11 protein-coding genes are annotated in these 18,596 nt (G+C 63.0%); 1 reads left to right on the top strand and 10 read right to left on the bottom strand.

From position 1 onward, the window contains the following. Positions 1–105: 105 nt before the first annotated feature. Complete coding sequence (locus tag K3752_RS18515; protein ID WP_260066428.1) at positions 106–2,982, top strand: AAA family ATPase; 2,877 nt, start codon at positions 106–108, stop codon at positions 2,980–2,982. On the opposite strand, the gene K3752_RS18520 is transcribed toward K3752_RS18515, so the two are convergent. The 10 genes from K3752_RS18520 to K3752_RS18565 form a co-directional block, all read right to left on the bottom strand. Beyond that, positions 2,959–3,792 (bottom strand): Asp/Glu racemase, encoded by an 834-nt coding sequence (locus tag K3752_RS18520; RefSeq protein WP_260066430.1) that lies wholly within the window; start codon positions 3,790–3,792, stop codon positions 2,959–2,961. The genes K3752_RS18515 and K3752_RS18520 overlap by 24 nt on opposite strands. Then, complete coding sequence (locus K3752_RS18525; protein ID WP_260066432.1) at positions 3,789–4,871, bottom strand: histidinol-phosphate transaminase; 1,083 nt, start codon at positions 4,869–4,871, stop codon at positions 3,789–3,791. The genes K3752_RS18520 and K3752_RS18525 overlap by 4 nt, the downstream gene beginning before the upstream one ends. Next, complete coding sequence (locus tag K3752_RS18530; RefSeq protein WP_260066433.1) at positions 4,868–6,517, bottom strand: hydantoinase B/oxoprolinase family protein; 1,650 nt, start codon at positions 6,515–6,517, stop codon at positions 4,868–4,870. The genes K3752_RS18525 and K3752_RS18530 overlap by 4 nt, the downstream gene beginning before the upstream one ends. Beyond that, positions 6,514–8,613: a hydantoinase/oxoprolinase family protein gene (locus tag K3752_RS18535; protein ID WP_260066435.1), complete on the bottom strand. Its 2,100-nt coding sequence runs from the start codon at positions 8,611–8,613 to the stop codon at positions 6,514–6,516. Before K3752_RS18535 ends, K3752_RS18530 begins: the two co-directional genes overlap by 4 nt. Before the next feature lie 225 nt (positions 8,614–8,838). Next, positions 8,839–11,499 (bottom strand): nitrate reductase, encoded by a 2,661-nt coding sequence (locus K3752_RS18540; RefSeq protein WP_260066437.1) that lies wholly within the window; start codon positions 11,497–11,499, stop codon positions 8,839–8,841. Further along, a complete protein-coding gene (nirD, locus tag K3752_RS18545) occupies positions 11,499–11,831 on the bottom strand; it encodes a nitrite reductase small subunit NirD (protein WP_093963084.1) in 333 nt (110 codons plus the stop codon). Before nirD ends, K3752_RS18540 begins: the two co-directional genes overlap by 1 nt. Next, positions 11,828–14,263, bottom strand: a complete 2,436-nt coding sequence (gene nirB / locus K3752_RS18550) for a nitrite reductase large subunit NirB (protein ID WP_260066440.1) — start codon at positions 14,261–14,263, stop codon at positions 11,828–11,830. The genes nirD and nirB overlap by 4 nt, the downstream gene beginning before the upstream one ends. Positions 14,264–14,267: 4 nt before the next feature. Further along, positions 14,268–15,947, bottom strand: a complete 1,680-nt coding sequence (locus tag K3752_RS18555) for an ABC transporter ATP-binding protein (RefSeq protein WP_170359407.1) — start codon at positions 15,945–15,947, stop codon at positions 14,268–14,270. 5 nt (positions 15,948–15,952) lie between these two features. Next, positions 15,953–17,035, bottom strand: coding sequence for an ABC transporter permease (locus tag K3752_RS18560; protein ID WP_260066442.1), 1,083 nt, complete (start codon positions 17,033–17,035; stop codon positions 15,953–15,955). Between the two features lie 72 nt (positions 17,036–17,107). Continuing rightward, positions 17,108–18,475 carry a CmpA/NrtA family ABC transporter substrate-binding protein gene (locus K3752_RS18565; RefSeq protein WP_170359409.1) on the bottom strand — a complete coding sequence of 456 codons (1,368 nt, stop codon included), beginning with the start codon at positions 18,473–18,475 and terminating at the stop codon, positions 17,108–17,110. Positions 18,476–18,596: the final 121 nt, after the last annotated feature.

Consider the following 18,596-nt stretch of genomic DNA (forward strand, 5'->3'; position numbering starts at 1 on the left):
CTCAATATCAATGCCGTGGATGGTCCGCGCCACCCTTGCGTGGTGTCTGGAAAAAGGCCTTGATCAGCGACATACTGAACTCGGGCAGTCGGGGGGCGCTTGAACATGAGGAAACAGGTCCAGATCGAACCGACCGAGCGCAGAATGTGCACGGTTCTGTTCGCCGACATTGTTCGTTCGACCATGATGATCGGCAGTTTGGATCCCGAAGACGCCGTCAGCCATCTGGGCCCTGCCATCGAACTGATCATGTCGATCTGCGAAAAGTTTGGCGCAACCACGTTGTTCACCGGCGATGGCGCGCTCGCGGTTTTTGGATCACCGAACGCGGACGAGGATCACGCGGTCAAGGCAATAGCCAGCGCCCAGCGGATCATCGACCGCATCGGCAAGCTGGACGATCGGCAGTTGGATGTGCGGGTTGGCGTTCATTCCGGCGAACTACTGGTGGGCCAGTTGCAACACACCCTCGGGGAAGAGCAGGCCTTTCTAGGACCGGTCATGAACATCGCCAGCAAGATCGAGGCCGCCGCCAGAAAGAACGTGGTCACGGTTTCCGGTCAGGTTTTGGAGAATGCCGGTGATCTTTTCGACCATACCCATGTGGGCGATCTCGAGCTGGATGGGGGTGCGGGTCCGATCAAGCTGTTCGAAATCACCGGCCGCAAAGAACAGGTGTCGCGCTGGATGGCGCGGGCGCGCCGCGAACGTTCGCCATTTGTCGGGCGCGAAAGGGAACTGGCCGAGCTTGTTGCGGCGTGGAACCAGGCGCGTGACGGCAAAGGAAACTCGGTTCTGTTGTTGGGGGCGGCTGGCGTCGGCAAATCCAGGCTGCTGCATGAGCTGGTCGAGAACTGGCCCCTAGGCGCGCACCAGGTTCTGGAGTTCAACTGCTTTTCGCTGGATCAAGAAGCTGCGTATCTGCCGATCACCCGCGTGATCAATGCCCGTTTGGGACTGTCGGACACCAAATCCGATGCCGAACTGGACCAAAAGCTTTCCGAGGTTCTGGGCGGGACCAAATTTCTGGATGCGCATACCCGATCGGCCCTGTATTCGCTGTTCAGCCGTTTCCAAACGGAACCGGCGCTTTCGGCAGTGGACCCGTCTCGCCGACGGAGGCAATTGAACCAGATGCTGTCGCGGCTGGTTCTGTCGATGAAACAGGACAAGCCCCTGCTTCTGTTGTTCGAGGATTTGCATTGGGCCGACCAGGGTACTCTGGACGTTATCGACAACCTGCTGGGTCAGGTGCGGGGAACGAATGTTCTGATCCTCCTGACATCGCGCAACGCGAACCTGTTTACGAACGACCCGATGGGCTTGCTCAAGGTCGTTCCGGTCGCCCCGTTGGGCGAGGCGGCCTGCAAGGACCTGATCACGCGCTTGCTGGGCCAGAGCGACATCGATGGACAGTTGGGCTCATACATCGAAGCCATGAGCGGCCGCACACCGCTTTTCGTTGAAGAATTTGCCCACCACATGCGGGACCGCATGTCGCAAGCCGGGTTCAAGGACGGAGCGATGGACAGCCTGGGCGACATCGAGATCCCCGCCCGGGTTCAACCGTTGATCGCATCCCGGATTGATGCCCTGCAAAGCGAGGACCGCAAAGCTCTGCAGCTGGTTGCTGTCGGCGGGTTGCAGTGGACGTGGGGTGTTCTGGCCGACACGCTTCAGCGGCTGGGCTTCGACGCCAAAACCCAGATTTCGACATTGGTAGAACGCGGTTTTCTTGAGCTGCCGGAATCTCAGGACGGCCAGCAGCTGCGGTTCAGTCATGCGTTGGTGCAGAAGGTTGGGTATCGCAGTATTCCACGCCAGCGCCGCGCAAGGCTGCACCGTGCGATCCATGAAACTCTGCTGAGCCGCGGCACATCCGACGATCTGGACGTGGCACAGTCCATCGCCCGTCACGCGGACAAAGGCGAGTTATGGCTGGAGGCCGCCGAGGCTTATACGCGGTGCGGCGAGATGTCGATAAAGCTGTTTTCATTCGAGGCCGCCGTCTCATATTTCGAAAACGCCCTGCGGTGCATCGACCAAGTTCAAAAGCGGACCGGCACTCAGGTGGCTGTTGACCTCGGGCTACGCGCCCGGCGCGGTCTGCGCGTTTCGCTGGTGGCCAGCGGCAACTTCAACCGCATCCTGACCATCTCACGCGAGGCGGAAGCCTTGTCCGACGCGTTGGGGGACACATCCGCGCGCGTTGCGTTTCAGGTCGACCAGGCGATCATGCTGACGATCCTGGCGGATGTGCGGCAAGCGATGGAAGTGTCTGAGCGCGCGCTGCGGACCGCAACCGACGCCGAAGATCCGCGCCTGCAGGCAAACGCGGCCTTTGCACTGGCCCAGGCTGCTTGGTTTCACGGCAACTTCGCGGCCGCGCGGTCGGCGATTGATCAGCATGCGGATCTTTTCCAGACGGTGTTCCGTGTGGCCGAAGCGGGCACCACCGGGTCGATTTCGGTGCTTGGGCTCGCGACCCGTGCTAACGCCAACAGCATGATGCATCGGTTTGACGAAGCGGATACCGGTATCCGCGAGGTGCTGTCGATCGCCGAAGAAACCGGCAAGGCCTATGACCTGAGTTTTGCGCTGATCGCGCGGGGGATCTGGTGCTGGCAGCGAAACGAACCGGCTGACGCCGCCATTGCGTTGCGCCGCGCCTTGCGCGTGTCTGACGATGCTGGAATCGATGTTCTGTGCTGTTTCGCAGCGGCTCCCCTGGCTCGGGTGCAGTCGGTGTTGGGTGAACTTCCGGACGCCCGGCTGGTCCTGAACCGAGGTCTCGAACTGGCGCGGGACATGGAAATGGAAGCCTTCGTCGCCTGGCTGCTGTCGGCCGAAGTGCAGGTTCTGGCGCAGGAAGGCAGAACGAAGGAGGCCAAGGAACTGCAATCCGATTTGAACGACCTGTGTGACCGCAACGGGTATTTCCAGCACGAGCAATCAAAGTCATTGAGGGCGTATAAGATTTGAACACCCCAAAAAGTCTCGGCTGAAACGACTGCGCATTCTGGCGCTACGGCCTAAGCGTTGCAGGTTCAGCATCAGCCGGCCAAATCCGGCAGGTGGCGTGGTGATCCCGGCCATTTGCATTGCCTGGAATGCCATCGCCTGATTTGAAGTGACGACGGGCTTGCCAACAGTTTTTTCAAGCCGGTCGATGATTTCCACGCTGCGCATGTCCGTACAGGACAAAACCAACACTTCGGCCTCGGGGCAGTCTGCGGCCAAACCCAGGTCAAACACCGCCTGCGGGGTCAGGGCACCTTGGCCGTAATTGTCCAGCTGGCCTGTCACTTCGGATCGCGACACGGTTGAAATGCCAGTCTCGGCCAGGAACCGGATTGCCAAGTCATTGATGTCTGCGACATAGGGAGAGGCAAAGCCGATGCGTGTCGCTCTCAGCGTACGCAGCGCATGCACCAGGGCGCCCGCGGCCGTGACGGTCTGCGCCCCGCTGCTGGTCCTGATACGGTCGGCAAGTTCGCGATCGAAGGCCGGGCCATGGGTCAGCGTTGCCGAGGTACACCCATAAAGAATGACATCCGGCCGGACACCATGCAAAAGCCTGAGCGGCTTATCCAGATCGGCGGCGCCAAGACCGCGCATTTGGGCAGCATCGGGTATTTCTTCCTGATCATAGCCACCCATCCGGGCAAAGTGCAGCGAAACGCCCTCGGGCCGTAGCATCGTCATGTCGGGTTCGAGATTGGTGTTCGTGAACGGCACGAGAATGCCGAAACGTGACCGGCCTCTGGATGGGTGGAAATTTGGCTGTGTCATGGCTGAAACTCCTCTGCCCAACGTTCCAGAACCGCGGCCATAAGTTCGAGGTCGGCAGTCTGACCGATGGTGGCACGTAGGCAATTGGCCAGTCCCGCGCCGGATTGCGGCCTCAGGAAAACGCCTTTTTTCCGAAGGGCTTTGTCGGCTCTGGTCGCGGTGGATTGGTCTGCAAAGCGGATCAGAAGAAAGTTGGTATGGCTTTTGGGAACGTCGAACTCGGCGGACCGAAGGCGATCGGCGAACCGGTCGCGCAGCTCGGCCGTGATGGCACATGTCTCGTGCATGTAGTCCTGATCGTTCAGTGCGGCCAAGGCAGCCGCCTGTCCACACACCGACACATTGTTTGGGTTCATCACCTTGCGTATCTGGACGGCGATCTGCGGTGGGAACAGGCCCCAACCCACGCGAAACCCGGCCAGCCCATAGGCCTTGGACAGAGTTCGAAGCACGACCGTGCCCCCCCGCGCGACAAGGTCGAACATCGGCTCGTTCAGATCATCGGCGAACTCGCCATAGGCCTCGTCGATCACTAGCAGTGTGTTGTCCCGCAACCCTTCCCAAAGCCGCACCAGATCGCGACGGGAGATACGGGTGCCTGTCGGGTTGCCGGGATTGGCCACAAATACCACCCTCGTATCCGGTTGCACGGCTGCCAGAAGCGCGTCGACGGATACGCATCCGTCCACCTCGGCGGCAGTGTCGAAACGGGCGCGAGCCAACTGAGCCACGGTACGAAAAAACGGGTATGCGTTCGCAGGGGAAAGAACGGCGGCGTCTGGTCCGGCAAAGGCCAGCGCCAGACCCGCAATCAGCTCCATCGACCCGTTCCCGCACAACAGACCTTGCTCGGGCAGATCATGAAGCTCGGCCAGTCGCGCACGCAGTGCCGTCCAGTCCGGGTCCGGGTAGAGGTGCCCGTTCGCGGCCGCCTCTGCGACGGCCTGTCCGACCAAGGGACTTGGCGGGCGCAGGCTTTCGTTCTGCGACAGCGAAACAAGGCGCTGTCCTGCCGGCGGATCCAGCTGAGCCAACGCATAAGGTGACATGGCAGCGACATGGGAAACGGGACGGATCATGGCTTTACCCCATAGACATGCTGCGCGGCCCGGGCGCTCACAAGCTCGTCCCGCACATCCTGTCGAACAGCCAAGGGTGACCTTTCATCGGGTGGCCCAAATCCGCCGCCGCCCGGAGTTTGGAAGATCAGCGTTTCGCCGCCGCCAATTCGCACCTCGCCCTTGCCCGGCAAGTCCGGGCCGTCGGGGCCGAGACGGATGCGACCGGGCGCGCCCGCCAGTCCGCCGTGCCGTCCCTTGGCTGGGTTTGCGATGCGTTCGACCGAAAGGAACAGCATAAAATCCTCGCCGGTGGAGGAGCGTATTTCGATGTTCTGCCCCAATCCGCCGCGGAGGCGACCGGGGCCACCGCTGTCCTGGCGCAATTCGCGACGCGTGATCAGGACAGGCGCGACAGCCTCGGTTGTCTCGATCTGGCTGCCCCAGACACCCGAGGGGAAGGCCGTCGCCGACAGGCCATCCAGGCTTGGCCTTGCGCCGGTTCCGCCGCTGAACACCAATTCCAGAGCAAACTGCGTGCCACCGCGGGAAACCGCCTCGGGTGCGTGGCGCAGAGGCAGGTCGTACATGCACGATGCGCCTTCGGCCGGCACGGCGTCCGGCAGAGCCTGCGACAGGCAGCCATAGACCAGATCCGGGGTCATCTGTCCCAACGTATGGCGCATGGCCACCGGAGCGGGTGGCTGCGCATTCAGGATGCAATCCGCCGGTCCCGTCACGTGGAATGGCGCCAAAGAGCCTGCATTGTTGGGGATGTCAGGGCCGATGATGCAGCGCAGGGCAAATACCGTATAGGCCGTTGCATAGTTGAGCGGCACGTTGATGCCTTTGCGCGACAAGCCCGATGTGCCCGAAAAGTCGATCAGAACCCGGTCATCCGCGATGGTCAGGGCCGCGCACAAGTCGATCTCGCACTCGTACCCATCGACGGTCAGCACATTGTGCCACGTGCCATTCGGCAGCGCCGAAATGGCCTCGATCGTGCCGCGGCGCGAGGTTTCGATGATGTAATCGGCCAGGCTGTCCAGAGTATCGATGCCAAACTCGACCATCATGTCGGCCAGACGCGCTGCGCCCGTTTCGCAGCACGCGATCAATGCGTAGATGTCGCCCTCATTGGCGATGGGCTCGCGCGAGTTGGCTTTGACGATATCCATCAGCAGCGCGTTCAACTGACCTTGGTCGACCAGTTTGCACGGCGGGATTCGAAGCCCCTCATCAAAGATATCCGAGCCTTCGGGACCCATGCCCAAACCGCCGAGGTCGACCAGATGCGAGGTGCAGGCCGAAAACCCAACCACATTGCCACGATGAAAAACCGGCATCATCAGCAGGAAATCGTTCAAATGGCCAGATGCGATCCAAGGATCGTTGGTCAGAAAAATATCGCCTGGCTTCATTTCGGAGCGGGAGTATCGCCCGCACAGGGTCTTAACCGCTTCGGCCATCGTGTTGATGTGGCCCGGCGTTCCAGTAACGGCTTGGGCCAGCATACGGCCGCGTACATCAAAAATGCCGGCGGATATGTCGCCGCATTCACGAACGATCGGAGAAAAGGCGGCGCGGATCAGCGCCTGGCCCTGTTCTTCGACCACCGCTAGCAGCCGGTTCCACATGACCTGCAGACGGGTATTCGTCGTGTTCATTCGGCGTCCTCCTGTATCCGGTTGAGCCAGAGATTGCCGCCGCCATCGACGCTGGCCTGAAAATCCGCGCTGACGAATGTGGTGGTTTGAGGCTCGGCAATCAGCGCCGGTCCGCGCAGCCAATCGCCGGGTTCAAGACCGGATCGATCGTAGATACTGGCGTCGCACCAATGCCCGCTGACATCACAAAGAATGCGTCGATGGTCGCACGGCCGCGCCGTGCGCTGTTGGGCTACGTCAGGAACCCGGCTGAGGGCAGGGGCGGGTGACGACACCTCGACGGACCAGTTGAGAATCTCGATCGCCATTCCCGGTACAGCGCGGCGGAACAACCGGCTGTACTCGGATTCGAAATCCCGGCGCAGGATTTCGATGTCTGCAGGCCCAAGTGCCCGATCCGGAAGCGCGATCTCGATCTCATGACCCTGGCCGTGGTACCGCATGAAGGCCTGTTTTCGGATCGACAACTCGGCTTCGGGTGCACCGGCGCGGACCACGGCCAGCGCCTCGGCTGTCATTTCGTCAAAAAAGGCGTTGAGGCCGTCGAGATCCGGCTGGTCTAGAGTGGCATAGCGCGACCGGACGATTTCGAAGGCGACCGGGGCATACAGAAATCCGACCGCTGACCCTACGCCCGGGTTCTTCGGGATCACGATTTGGTCGACCTGACACCGCCGGGCCACTCGCGTTGCGTGCAATGGCCCATTGCCGCCAAAGGCGATCATCACTCGGGTTGCCAACTCTTTTCCGGACTCGACCGCGTGCATCCGACCTGCGGCGGCCATGCTTTCGTCGACGATTTCGCTGAGACCACGTGCGGCCAGGTCCGGTGCCAGGTCCAGCGCGCTCCCGATTTCCACGGTGATGGCCTGTTCGGCGGCAGCTGTGTCAATCGTCAGTCGGCCTTCGGCAAACCGGCCGGGTTCGATCAGGCCCTGCACCACATCGGCGTCTGTCACGGTCGCCGCCCTGCCGCCATTGCCGAAGGCGGCAGGGCCTGGCTGTGCGCCGGCACTTTCGGGGCCAACCTGCAGGCGGCCCAGCCGATCGACCCTGGCAATCGAGCCGCCGCCTGCGCCGATTTCGATCATCTCGATCACGGGGACGCGCACCGGCATGCCTGAGCCTTTGATGAAGCGCGCGGCCCTTGCGATTTCGAACCTGCGCGCGGTCTGCGGGCGGAAAGCATCAATCAGGCACAGCTTGGCAGTCGTCCCCCCCATGTCAAAGCTGGTTACGGCGCGCGCACCGGTTTCAGCCGCGATCCGTGCGGCAAGGATGGCCCCACCGGCCGGGCCGGATTCGACCAACCGGATCGGCAGGCGGGCGGCCGTTTCCAATGTTGTCATACCGCCGCCGGCCGTCATCATGAGAATGGGACAGGTCAGCCCCTCTGCGGCGAAGCGGGATTGGAACTCGGCCAGGTACCCGGCCATCTGGGGCTGGATATAGGCGTTGGCGATGGTGGTGCACAGGCGGTCAAATTCGCGCGCCTCGGGGCTGACTTCGTGCGAGAGCGAGATAGCCAGGTCGGGGAGCTCCTTGAGCAACTGGTCTCGCAGAGACAGCTCGTGCTTTGGGTTGGCATAGGAATGCATCAGGCATACCGCCACGGACTGGGCGTCGGTATCCTCAATCCGGCGCACCAGATCGCTCATACCGGCGACATCCAGCGGTGTCAGTTCGTCACCACGTGCATCCATTCGCCCGCCGATCGTGAAGGCACGAGCGCGTGGGACCAGCAGGTTGGGCTTGACCAGATTGATGTCATACTGGCTGTAGCGACGTTCGTACCCAATCTCGAGTATGTCCCGAAACCCGTCGGTGGTTATTGTCGCAACCGGGGCACCCCGCCGCTCGATCAGGGCATTGGTGGCCAGAGTGGTGCCGTGAATGAACCCGGAAACCTGCGGGAAACCGGCATCGGCGTCATCCAGAACGCGCTTTGCACCAATCAAGGCGCCGACGGTTGGGTTGTCCGGTGTCGTCGGAGTTTTCGTCGTTGCGAGGATATTGGATTGCCCGTCCATCAGAACGGTATCGGTAAATGTGCCGCCAATATCGACGGCCAGCCGAAGCCCAGCGTGATTGTGCATAAAATGAAGCCATGGGCGAAGTTTCAGATCGTTTCGGGCTGCTGGTTCAGCATCCGAAGACTGCGAAAAAACCCGTCCCTCGTCAGACGACGAGGTTGCAACCGGTTGCCCGGCGGCCTTGGGTATCTTTGGTGCAGTCAATCACGGCTTGATCACTCTGGTTGTCGATCCGATGGAAAAATGCTGCCCATAGCGGGATCACCTGTCAACAGAAATGCGACAGGGTTAGGCGACGCCTCCCTGCAATTGACGGCTTAGGTTGTCGGCGGCATCCGGGGCATACCGGTCGATCAGGGCACCCAATTCAGGCCGGCAAGACCCGCAATTTGTTCCGGCGTTCAACGCCGCGCCGATAGCGTCGACACTGATCGCTTGCCCGCACGAGATCGCGTCAACGATCGTCTTCAACCCGACGCCAAAACAGGCGCAGATGATTGGTCCGGTGTCCTTGGCATCTGCGGGTGCGCGGCCGGTCAGAAACTGTGCGGGTGGTATGTCCGGCATCGACGCAAGATAGTCCCGCATCAGGGGCAGCGGGCGCGGCGACACGAACAGTGCCGCTTGCAGGCATCCGTTCTGCGACAACGCAATGCGAAATGAACCGCGGGCGGGGTCACCTGCCGTGACCGCGTCCGCATCGGTCAGCGCAAACCATTCGCGGGCGGTTTTTTCCCAATTCAGTATCCGGGCATGATCAGCCAGCTCTGTCCTGAAACCGTTGTCCGTTCGGACCGTCGCCCGGTAAGAGACCGAGGGGGTCAGGGGGTTCCTGGAGACTGCAAAGGCGTACCACGCCGCCTGCATGACCGAGATCGAAACGGGTGTGGCCTTGCTTTCGGGTTGTCCGGAGATCGGATCAGTGGTGCCGGGAACCAGAATGTCCACCCGGCCCGAAGGCGCCGTTTCCGCAGTCCAATGGATGGGGGCAAAGACGTGACCGATGCGAACATCTTGGGTGATGCGCGCGCGAAAAATACCACGCCCAGTGGGACTGGTGACCTCGACAAGATCTGCGCTGGATATCCCCTCGCGGGCGGCGTCCTGGGGATGAATGTCCACAAACGGCTCGGCCAGATGGGCGGACAGGCGGGCTGAAAGACCGGTCCGGGTCATGGTGTGCCATTGATCCCGTGTGCGTCCGGTGTTCATCACAAAGGGATATTGCTGTCCGGGTCGGGCTGCCGGACGCCGATGGGCAACAGGAACGATCCGGGCCTTCCTGTCTGAGTGAAAGAAGTGTCCGTCACCGAAAAACCTCCCACCTGCACCCTTGCGACCCAATGGCCAGCGGGTGGGTTCCAATTCGGCATAGCCCGCCTCGTCAATTTCGGAGAAGCCCGAAATGTCGAAGTCTTTCCCGAACTGCGCGGCGATTTGGGACATTGCGGCGTATTCCCGGAATATCTCGGCCGGTGAAGCGTAGTCGAACGCGGTTTTCCATCCCATGCGGCGGCCAACTTCGGCCAGGATGTCCCAATCCGGGCGCGCTTGGCCCGGTGACTGCAAAACGGCGCGTTGCCGGCTGATGGTTCGGTCCGAATTCGTGACAGTTCCGTTCTTTTCGGCCCACCCAGCGGCCGGCAACACAACGTCGGCCAGACGCGCCGTATCGGTATTCAACGTCAGATCACTGACGACCGTGAACGAGCAGGCGGCGATTGCGCGGCTGACCCTGTCAGCTTCGGGCATGGTTGCCGCCGGGTTGGTGTGGATGATCCAAAGGGCCTTGATCTGCCCATCTTCGACCGCACGGAACATGTCCACGGCCTTCAGCCCCGGAGACTGCGGTATTGCAGGCGCCTGCCAATACGCCTGAACCGCGGCGCGATGATCGGCGTTTTCGATGTCCAGATGGCAAGCCAGCGTGTTGGCCAGACCACCCACTTCGCGCCCACCCATCGCGTTGGGTTGGCCGGTGACCGAGAACGGGCCCATTCCCGGCCGTCCGATCCGACCGGTGGCCAGATGGCAGTTCAGAATGGCGTTGACTTTGTCGGTCCCGCTGGAGGATTGGTTCACTCCCTGGCTGAAGACCGTCACGACGCGCGGGGTATTGATCCATAGATCGAAAAATGCGGCGAGTTTTTCGGCAGGCAGGCCGGTTTCCGAGATCTGGTCGTTTCCGGCCGTTTCCAGTGCGGCTTCCAGACCCGAGGTTAGCCTCACGAAGTCCGGGTCCACGGCCCCGCGCCGATGAATCTCGGTCAGCAGCCCGTTGAACAGCGCCACGTCGCTGCCCGGATTCAGCGCCAGATGCAGATCGGCCTGATCGCAGCTGGCGGTGCGGCGCGGGTCGATCACCACGATCCGGGTGCCGCGCGCCTGCCGTGCCGCCAGGACGCGCTGGTACAGAACCGGGTGGCACCACGCCAGGTTCGACCCGACCAGCACCACCAGATCGGCCTGATCCAGATCCTCGTAGGTGCCGGGCACGGTGTCGGTGCCAAAGGCCCGCTTGTGCCCGGCCACGGTCGAGGCCATGCACAGCCGCGAATTGGTGTCGATATTGGCCGATCCGATGAAGCCCTTCATCAACTTGTTGGCCACGTAGTAATCCTCGGTCAGCAACTGCCCCGAGACATAGAAGGCCACGCTGTCGGGACCATGCGCCGCGATCGTTTCGCGGAACCGGTCGGCCACCAGCTGCAGCGCGTTGTCCCAGCCCACGTTCCTGCCAAAGGCGCGCGGGGTCAGCAGGCGGTGGCCCAGCCCGACCGTTTCACCCAGCGCGGTGCCTTTGGAACACAACCGTCCGAAATTCGCCGGGTGGTTCGGGTCGCCCCGCACGGTCAGACCTCCCGCCCCGTCCGGGCGCAGCAGCACGCCGCAACCCACGCCGCAATAGGCGCAGGTGGATCGAACCTCGGGCAGGTTCGAGCCGTCCATCACGCGGCGCTCCGCTCGGTGACGGCGCGGGCGTCCAGCAGGATGCGCCCGCCCTCCAGCCGAACCGGATAGGTGGTGATCCGGCCTTCATCCGCGCCTTGGGCCTCGCCCGTATTCAGGTCGAACACCCAGTTGTGCAGCGGGCAGGTCACCGACTGGCCATGCACGATGCCTTCGGACAGCGGGCCGCCCTTGTGGGGGCAGGCATTGCTGGCCGCGAACAGTTCGGCCTCGGCCGTGCGGAAGATGGCGATGCAGCCAAGACGGGTTTTCACCAGACGCGCGCCACGCAGCGGCACGTCGTCGATATGTCCGATGTCGATCCAGCTCATTCCGCGGCCTCCAGGGTGAAATCTGCAATCGGGGCATAGCTCGGCGCCTTGTCACGCACATGCTCGGCCCAGGGGTCCTTGCGATAGATGCTTTGCGACAGTTCGAACCGCGCGACCAATGCCCGCCTGTTTTCGAGGTCGTCGACCACATTGGCCCTGACCCAGTCCATGCCGACCTTGGCCAGCCATTTGTACAGCCGGTCCAGATACTTGCCGCCCTCGCGATAGGCCTGGGTGACGGCCATCACAACCTCGATCGCCTCGTCCTCGGTCGGGACCTGGCACAGCAGTTCGGTTTCCTTGACGTCCATCCCGGCCGCCCCGCCGATGCCGATCTGATAGCCCGAGTCCACGCAGACCACGCCGATATCTTTGCAGGTCGCCTCGGCACAGTTGCGGGGGCAGCCCGAAACCGCCAGCTTGAGCTTGTGCGGTGTCCACGATCCCCACAGGATCTGTTCCAGCTTGATGCCAAGGCCGGTGCTGTCCTGGGTCCCGAAGCGGCAGTGATCGGTGCCGACACAGGTTTTGACCGTGCGCAGACCCTTGGAATAGGCGTGCCCCGAGACCAGGCCGGCCTTGTTCAGATCGGCCCAGATGGCGGGCAGGTCCTCGCCCTTGACGCCCAGCAGGTCGATGCGCTGACCGCCGGTGACCTTGACGGTGGGCACGTCATATTTCTCGGCCGCGTCGGCGATGGCGCGAAGCTCGGCCGGGTTGGTGATGCCGCCCCACATGCGGGGCACGACGCTGAAGGTGCCGTCCTTCTGGATGTTGGCGTGTTTGCGTTCGTTGACGAACCGGCTTTGCGGGTCGTCCTGGTATTCCAGCGGCCAGTCGGCCAGCAGGTAATAGTTGATCGCCGGCCGGCAGACATGGCAGCCATTGGGCGTTTTCCAGCCCAGCTCCTGCCAGACGGCGGCCTGGCTTTTCAACTCTTGCGCCTTGATCAGGCGGCGCACGTCCTCGTGGGTCAGGTCGGTGCACCCGCAGATCGGTTGCGCCGCCGGCATCTGGAACTCATCGCCAAGCGTGACCTGCAGGACCTGTTCGACCAGACCCGTGCACGTTCCGCAGGATGCGCTGGCCTTGGTGCTGGCGCGCACGGCGGCCAGATCGGTGGCCCCGGCGGCGATCGCCTCGACGATGGTGCCCTTGCATACGCCGTTGCAGCCGCAGATCTCCGCCTCAGGCGGCAATGCTGCAACGGCTGACAGAGGGTCCGCGGTGTCGCCCCCCTGATAGGCCGGGCCAAAGATCAGCGTGTCGCGCATCTCGTCGATGTCGGTGCCGTCCTTGATCAGGCCGAAGAACCAGCTGCCATCGGCGGTGTCGCCATACATGACCGCGCCGATCAGGCGGTCATCTTCGATGACCAGCCGCTTGTAGACCCCGCGCGCCGGGTCGCGGAACACGATGTCCTCGCGCCCCTCGCCCTCGGCGAAGTCTCCGGCGCTGAACAGGTCGCAGCCGGTGACCTTCAGCTTGGTGGCCAGTTCCTTGACCACGAAGGTGTCCGGCTGGCCCAGCAGGGTATTGGCCGCGACCTTGGCCTGATCGTAAAGCGGCGCCACCAGGCCGAACGGGTGGCCGTCGAATTCGACGCATTCGCCCACGGCCAGCACATCGGGGTCCGAGCTCTGCATCTGCGCGTTCACCTCGATCCCGCGGGCCACGTCCAGCCCGGCATCGGTGGCCAGCCGGGTTTCGGGGCGGATGCCGACGGCCATCACGACCAGATCGGCGGGCAGCGTTTCGCCGCTTTCCAGCAGCACCGCCTCGGCGCGACCCTCACCCAGAATGGCCTTGGTCGAGGCCTGGGTCCGCACGGTGATCCCGCGGCGTTCCAGATCCTTGCGCAGCAGGTATCCGGCGGCCTCGTCCAACTGCCGTTCCATCAGGTGGCCCATCAGGTGCACCACGGTGACGGTCATGCCGCGTTCGGCCAGCCCCGCCGCGGCCTCGAGCCCCAGAAGCCCGCCGCCGATCACCACCGCGTTGCCACCCTTGGCGGCCGCGTCGATCATCGCGTTGGTGTCGTCCAGATCGCGATAGGTGATGACGCCGGGCAGGTCCTTGCCCGGAACCGGAATGATGAACGGGGCCGAGCCGGTGGCGATCAGCAGCTTGTCATAGGGCACATGACCGTTTTCGCCCTCGACCACCTTCATCTCGCGGTCGATCTTCACCACATGCTCGCCAAAGCGGCAGGCGATGCCCCGCTGCGCGTACCAGTCGCCGTCATGGGTGACGATGTCCTCATAGGTCTTATCGCCCGAAAGAACCGGGCTGAGCATAATGCGGTTGTAGTTTCCGCGCGGTTCGGCGTTGAACAGGGTGATGTCGAACGCATCCGGCGCGGTCTCGGTCAGATGTTCAAGCACGCGGCCCGACGCCATCCCGGCACCGATCACGACAAGTTTCTGTTTCATGGGGTCACTCCGCTGCAATGGCCTTGGGGGCGGGCGATTTCGGCTTGGCGCCGTGTTCGTATTCTTCGAGGAAATCCAGAACTTCCTGCCGGTAGGCGTAGTAGTCGGGATGTTCGAGCAACGCCTTGCGGGTGCGCGGGCGCGGCAGGTCCACGCGGGTGATCTTGCCGATCGTAGCCTGCGGGCCGTTGGTCATCATCACCACCCGGTCGGCCAGCAGGATCGCCTCGTCCACGTCATGGGTGACGCAGATCGCGGTGACCTTGGTGCGCGACCAGACCTCCATCAGAACCTCCTGCAGCTCCCAGCGGGTCAGGCTGTCGAGCATCCCGAAAGGTTCATCCAGCAGCAGCAGCTTGGGCGACAGGGCAAAGGCGCGGGCGATGCCGACGCGCTGTCTCATGCCGTTCGACAGGTCGCTGGCCTGCTTGTCCATCGCATCGGCCAGGCCGACGCGTTCCAGGTAGTATTCCACCACGTCCTGCCGTTCGGCCTGGCTGGCGTTCGGATAGACCTTGTCGACCCCGATCGCCACGTTCTCTTTCGCGGACAGCCACGGGAACAGGTTGGGTGACTGGAACACCACCGCGCGTTCAGGGTCGGCGCCTTCGACGTGGCGGCCATCCAGCTTGATCGCGCCCTTGGAAATCTCGTTCAGCCCCGCCGCCATGGTCAGCACCGTGGATTTGCCGCAGCCCGAATGGCCGATCAGCGAGATGAACTCGCCCTTGTCGATCTTCAGATCGAAGTCCTCGACCACGGTCAGCGGCCCCTTGGGCGTGGGATAGACCTTGTGCAGTTGCGAGAAATCCAGGAACCGGCTGTCGATCATGCCCTTCTGCGCCTCGGTCACGGCGGTGGGCACGCCGTGGATCGGCGTGACCTCGGGCAGGATGCGGGTGCCTTCGACCTTGGCCTCGATCCCCACATCCATCAGGTATTTGGTGACCTCGGCGCGCAGGCGCTTGAAGGTTTCATCGGTGTTCATCGCCGCCCGGTCGCGCGGGCGCGGGATCGAGACGCGGAACTCCTGCCCCAGCGTGCCGTCGGGGTTCAGGGCGATGATCCGGTCGGCCAGAATGATCGCCTCGTCCACGTCATTGGTGATCAGCACGCAGGTCTTGCGGTCGGCTTCCCAGATGCGCTCGATCTCGTCGGCCAGGTTGGCGCGGGTCAGAGCGTCCAGTGCCGACAGCGGCTCGTCCAGCAACAAGACCTCGGGGTTCATGGCCAGCGCCCTGGCTACGTTGACCCGCTGGCGCATCCCGCCCGACAATTCGGCCGGCCGGCGCGACGCCGCGTGACTTAGGCCGACCATCTTGACGAAATGGGCCACCTTCGCGGCCTTCTCGGCCTTGGGCAGGCCCGGAAAGACCGTATCGACCGCCAGTCCGACATTGCCGCTGACCGTCAGCCACGGCATCAGCGAGTAGTTCTGAAAGATCACGCCGCGTTCCGGCCCCGGCCCCTTGATAGGCGCGCCCTTGAAGGTGACCTGCCCGCGGCTGGGCATGTCCAGCCCGGCCATCAGGTTGATCAGCGTGGTCTTGCCGGTGCCGGAAAAGCCCAGGATCACCAGGAACTCGCCCTCCTGCACCTGCAGGTCGATGCCGTTCAGAACATCGGTGCGCCCGGTGCCTTCGCCGAAAGATTTCGAGACATTTTCGAAGCTGAGGATGCTCATCACGCTCACCGGTTGTTGGTAAAGGTAAACAGGGACTGCAGCGCGTACATCACCCGGTCCAGCAGGAAGCCGATGATGCCGATGGTGAAGACCGCCACCATGATCCGGGCCAGCGAGCTGGACGAGCCGTTCTGGAACTCGTCCCAGACGAATTTGCCCAGGCCCGGGTTCTGCGCCAACATCTCGGCCGCGATCAGGACCATCCAACCCACGCCCAGCGACAGGCGCAGGCCGGTGAAGATCAGCGGCAGCGCCGAGGGCAGCACCAGCTTGGTGATCTTGGTCCAGGTGTTCATCTTCAGAACCTTGGACACGTTCACCAGATCCTTGTCGATCGAGGCCACGCCCAACGAGGTGTTGATCAGCGTGGGCCACAGCGAACACAGCGTCACCGTGATGGCCGAGATCAGGAAGGATTTCGCGAACCAGCCGTCATTGGTGACATAGACGGCCGAGACGATCATCGTCACGATCGGCAGCCAGGCCAGCGGCGAGACCGGTTTGAACACCTGGATCAGCGGGTTCAGCGCCGCGTTTGCGGTGGGCGACAGCCCCGCCGCGATGCCCAGCGGCACCGCCACGACCGTGGCGATCAGGAACCCGAAGAACACGGTTTTGATCGAGGTCCAGATCTGCTGGTAGTAAGACGGCGCGCCGGTATAGGCGACCTGCTTGACCTCGTCCGCGCGTCCGGCCTCGATCAGCTTCTGGTTCCGCTTTTCGACCATCGCCTCGAACTTGGCGCGTTTGGCGGCCTTGGCCTGAGCGTCCTGACTCAGGTTGACCATTTCCTCCCAGACCTGCGCCGGGCCGGGCACCGCCCCAAGCGATGTCTGTACCTTGGGGGCCAGCGTCGCCCACAGCAGCAAGAAGGCGCAGATCGACAGGATCGGCACGATCAGCAGCCGCCAGATCTCGGCCATCTGGGCGCGGGGATTGTCGCCGGCGGCGGCCTTCAGAACCGGGGTGGCCCAGCTGAGGCCCAGCACCTGGAACCATTTGTCGGCGGCGTTGATGCGGGTGAATAGACGGGCGCGGCGCGCGTCCCGTGCGGCGTCTGCGTTGAATTCCGGATCGACCGTTGTCATCTGATGCGTCCTTGCGATGGCGGGGCGTTTCAGGGGCCCTGCCCGACCGCAGCCGGGCAGGGCGGTTCGGGGTCAGCCTTGGATTTCGGTCCCGACGACCTTCTGGTCGCCCTTCAGGCCGATCGGCAGGCTTTCGAGATAGGCGTTCGGCGCGTGGCCATCGAAGGGAATGCCGTCGATGATGTCCTCGGCTGGGGTAGGCGCCTTGTAGCCGTCGCTGTCCCAGGGGAAATCGGCCTCGTCCGCCAGGCCTTCTTCGACCAGAAGGCGCGCGGCCTGCAGATAGATCTCGGGCTTGTAGACCGACTTGGCGACCTCGTCATACCAGCTGTCTGCCTTGGCTTCGGGGATTTGCCCCCAGCGGCGCATCTGGGTCAGGTACCAGACCGCGTCGGAATAGAACGGATAGGTCGCGTTGTAGCGGAAGAACACGTTGAAATCGGGCACCTCGCGCTTGTCGCCCTTTTCGTATTCGAACGTGCCGGTCATGGAGTTGGCGATCACCTCGTAATCGGCCCCTACATATTCCGGGCGGCTGAGGATCTCGACCGCCTCGGGACGGTTGGCATTGTCGTTCTCGTCCAGCCACATCGCCGCACGGATCAGCGCCTTGGTCACGGCCAAGGTGGTGTTCGGGTATTCCTCGGCGAATTCGGCGGTGATGCCGAACACCTTTTCAGGGTTGTTCTTCCACAGCTCGTAGTCGGTGATGACCGGAACGCCGATGCCCTTGAACACCGCCTGCTGGTTCCAAGGCTCGCCCACGCAATAGCCATGGATCGTGCCGGCCTCGAGCGTGGCGGGCATCTGCGGCGGCGGGGTGACCGACAGGAACACGTCCGCGCCGATCTGACCGGTCACGTTTTCAGGGCTGTAATAGCCCGGGTTCAGCCCCCCGGCGGCCAGCCAGTAGCGCAGTTCGTAATTGTGGGTCGAAACCGGGAACACCATGCCCATGTTGAAAGGCTTGCCCTCGGCCTTGTACTTCTCGACCACCGGAGCCAGTGCCTCGGCGCTGATCGGATGCTGCGGGCGGCCGTCGTCCATCACCGGGATGTTGGGTTTCATCTCCGCCCAGACCTCGTTGGATACCGTGATGCCGTTGCCGTTCAGGTCCATCGAGAAGGGCGTGATGATATGCGCCTCGGTTCCATAACCAATGGTCGCCGCCAGCGGTTGACCGGCCAGCATATGCGCACCGTCCAGCTGGCCGCCGATCACGCCGTCCAGCAGAACTTTCCAGTTGGCCTGCGCCTCGAGCGTCACGAACAGGCCCTCGTCCAGGAAATACCCCTGCTCATAGGCAACGGCCAGCGGCGCCATGTCGGTCAGCTTGATGAAGCCGAAGGTCAGTTCGTCCTTTTCCAGCTCCAGCATTTCTGCGGTGGCCGGCGCAACAAGGGCTGTCGTCGCAACAAGACTCAGAATGAGTTTTTTCATCTTTGTTCCTTTCGGTCCGGCCCAAACCGGGCTGGGTGGCGACCCGAGCAACGTTCGGGCCAAAAAAAAGCCGCCGACACACACCGCCGGAAGGAGAAGGCGGTTGGTCGAGCGGCTTTGC

Source organism: Ruegeria sp. B32 (assembly GCF_025141855.1).
Lineage (GTDB): Bacteria > Pseudomonadota > Alphaproteobacteria > Rhodobacterales > Rhodobacteraceae > Ruegeria > Ruegeria arenilitoris.

Excerpts from the sequence above, each read along its gene's own strand:
- K3752_RS18515 (WP_260066428.1), top strand. The coding sequence starts at position 106 with ATGAGGAAACAGGTCCAGATCGAACCGACCGAGCGCAGAATGTGCACG.
- K3752_RS18520 (WP_260066430.1), bottom strand. The coding sequence starts at position 3,792 with ATGACACAGCCAAATTTCCACCCATCCAGAGGCCGGTCACGTTTCGGC.
- K3752_RS18525 (WP_260066432.1), bottom strand. The coding sequence starts at position 4,871 with ATGATCCGTCCCGTTTCCCATGTCGCTGCCATGTCACCTTATGCGTTG.
- K3752_RS18530 (WP_260066433.1), bottom strand. The coding sequence starts at position 6,517 with ATGAACACGACGAATACCCGTCTGCAGGTCATGTGGAACCGGCTGCTA.
- K3752_RS18535 (WP_260066435.1), bottom strand. The coding sequence starts at position 8,613 with ATGCACAATCACGCTGGGCTTCGGCTGGCCGTCGATATTGGCGGCACA.
- K3752_RS18540 (WP_260066437.1), bottom strand. The coding sequence starts at position 11,499 with ATGGACGGCTCGAACCTGCCCGAGGTTCGATCCACCTGCGCCTATTGC.
- nirD (WP_093963084.1), bottom strand. The coding sequence starts at position 11,831 with ATGAGCTGGATCGACATCGGACATATCGACGACGTGCCGCTGCGTGGC.
- nirB (WP_260066440.1), bottom strand. The coding sequence starts at position 14,263 with ATGAAACAGAAACTTGTCGTGATCGGTGCCGGGATGGCGTCGGGCCGC.
- K3752_RS18555 (WP_170359407.1), bottom strand. The coding sequence starts at position 15,947 with ATGAGCATCCTCAGCTTCGAAAATGTCTCGAAATCTTTCGGCGAAGGC.
- K3752_RS18560 (WP_260066442.1), bottom strand. The coding sequence starts at position 17,035 with ATGACAACGGTCGATCCGGAATTCAACGCAGACGCCGCACGGGACGCG.
- K3752_RS18565 (WP_170359409.1), bottom strand. The coding sequence starts at position 18,475 with ATGAAAAAACTCATTCTGAGTCTTGTTGCGACGACAGCCCTTGTTGCG.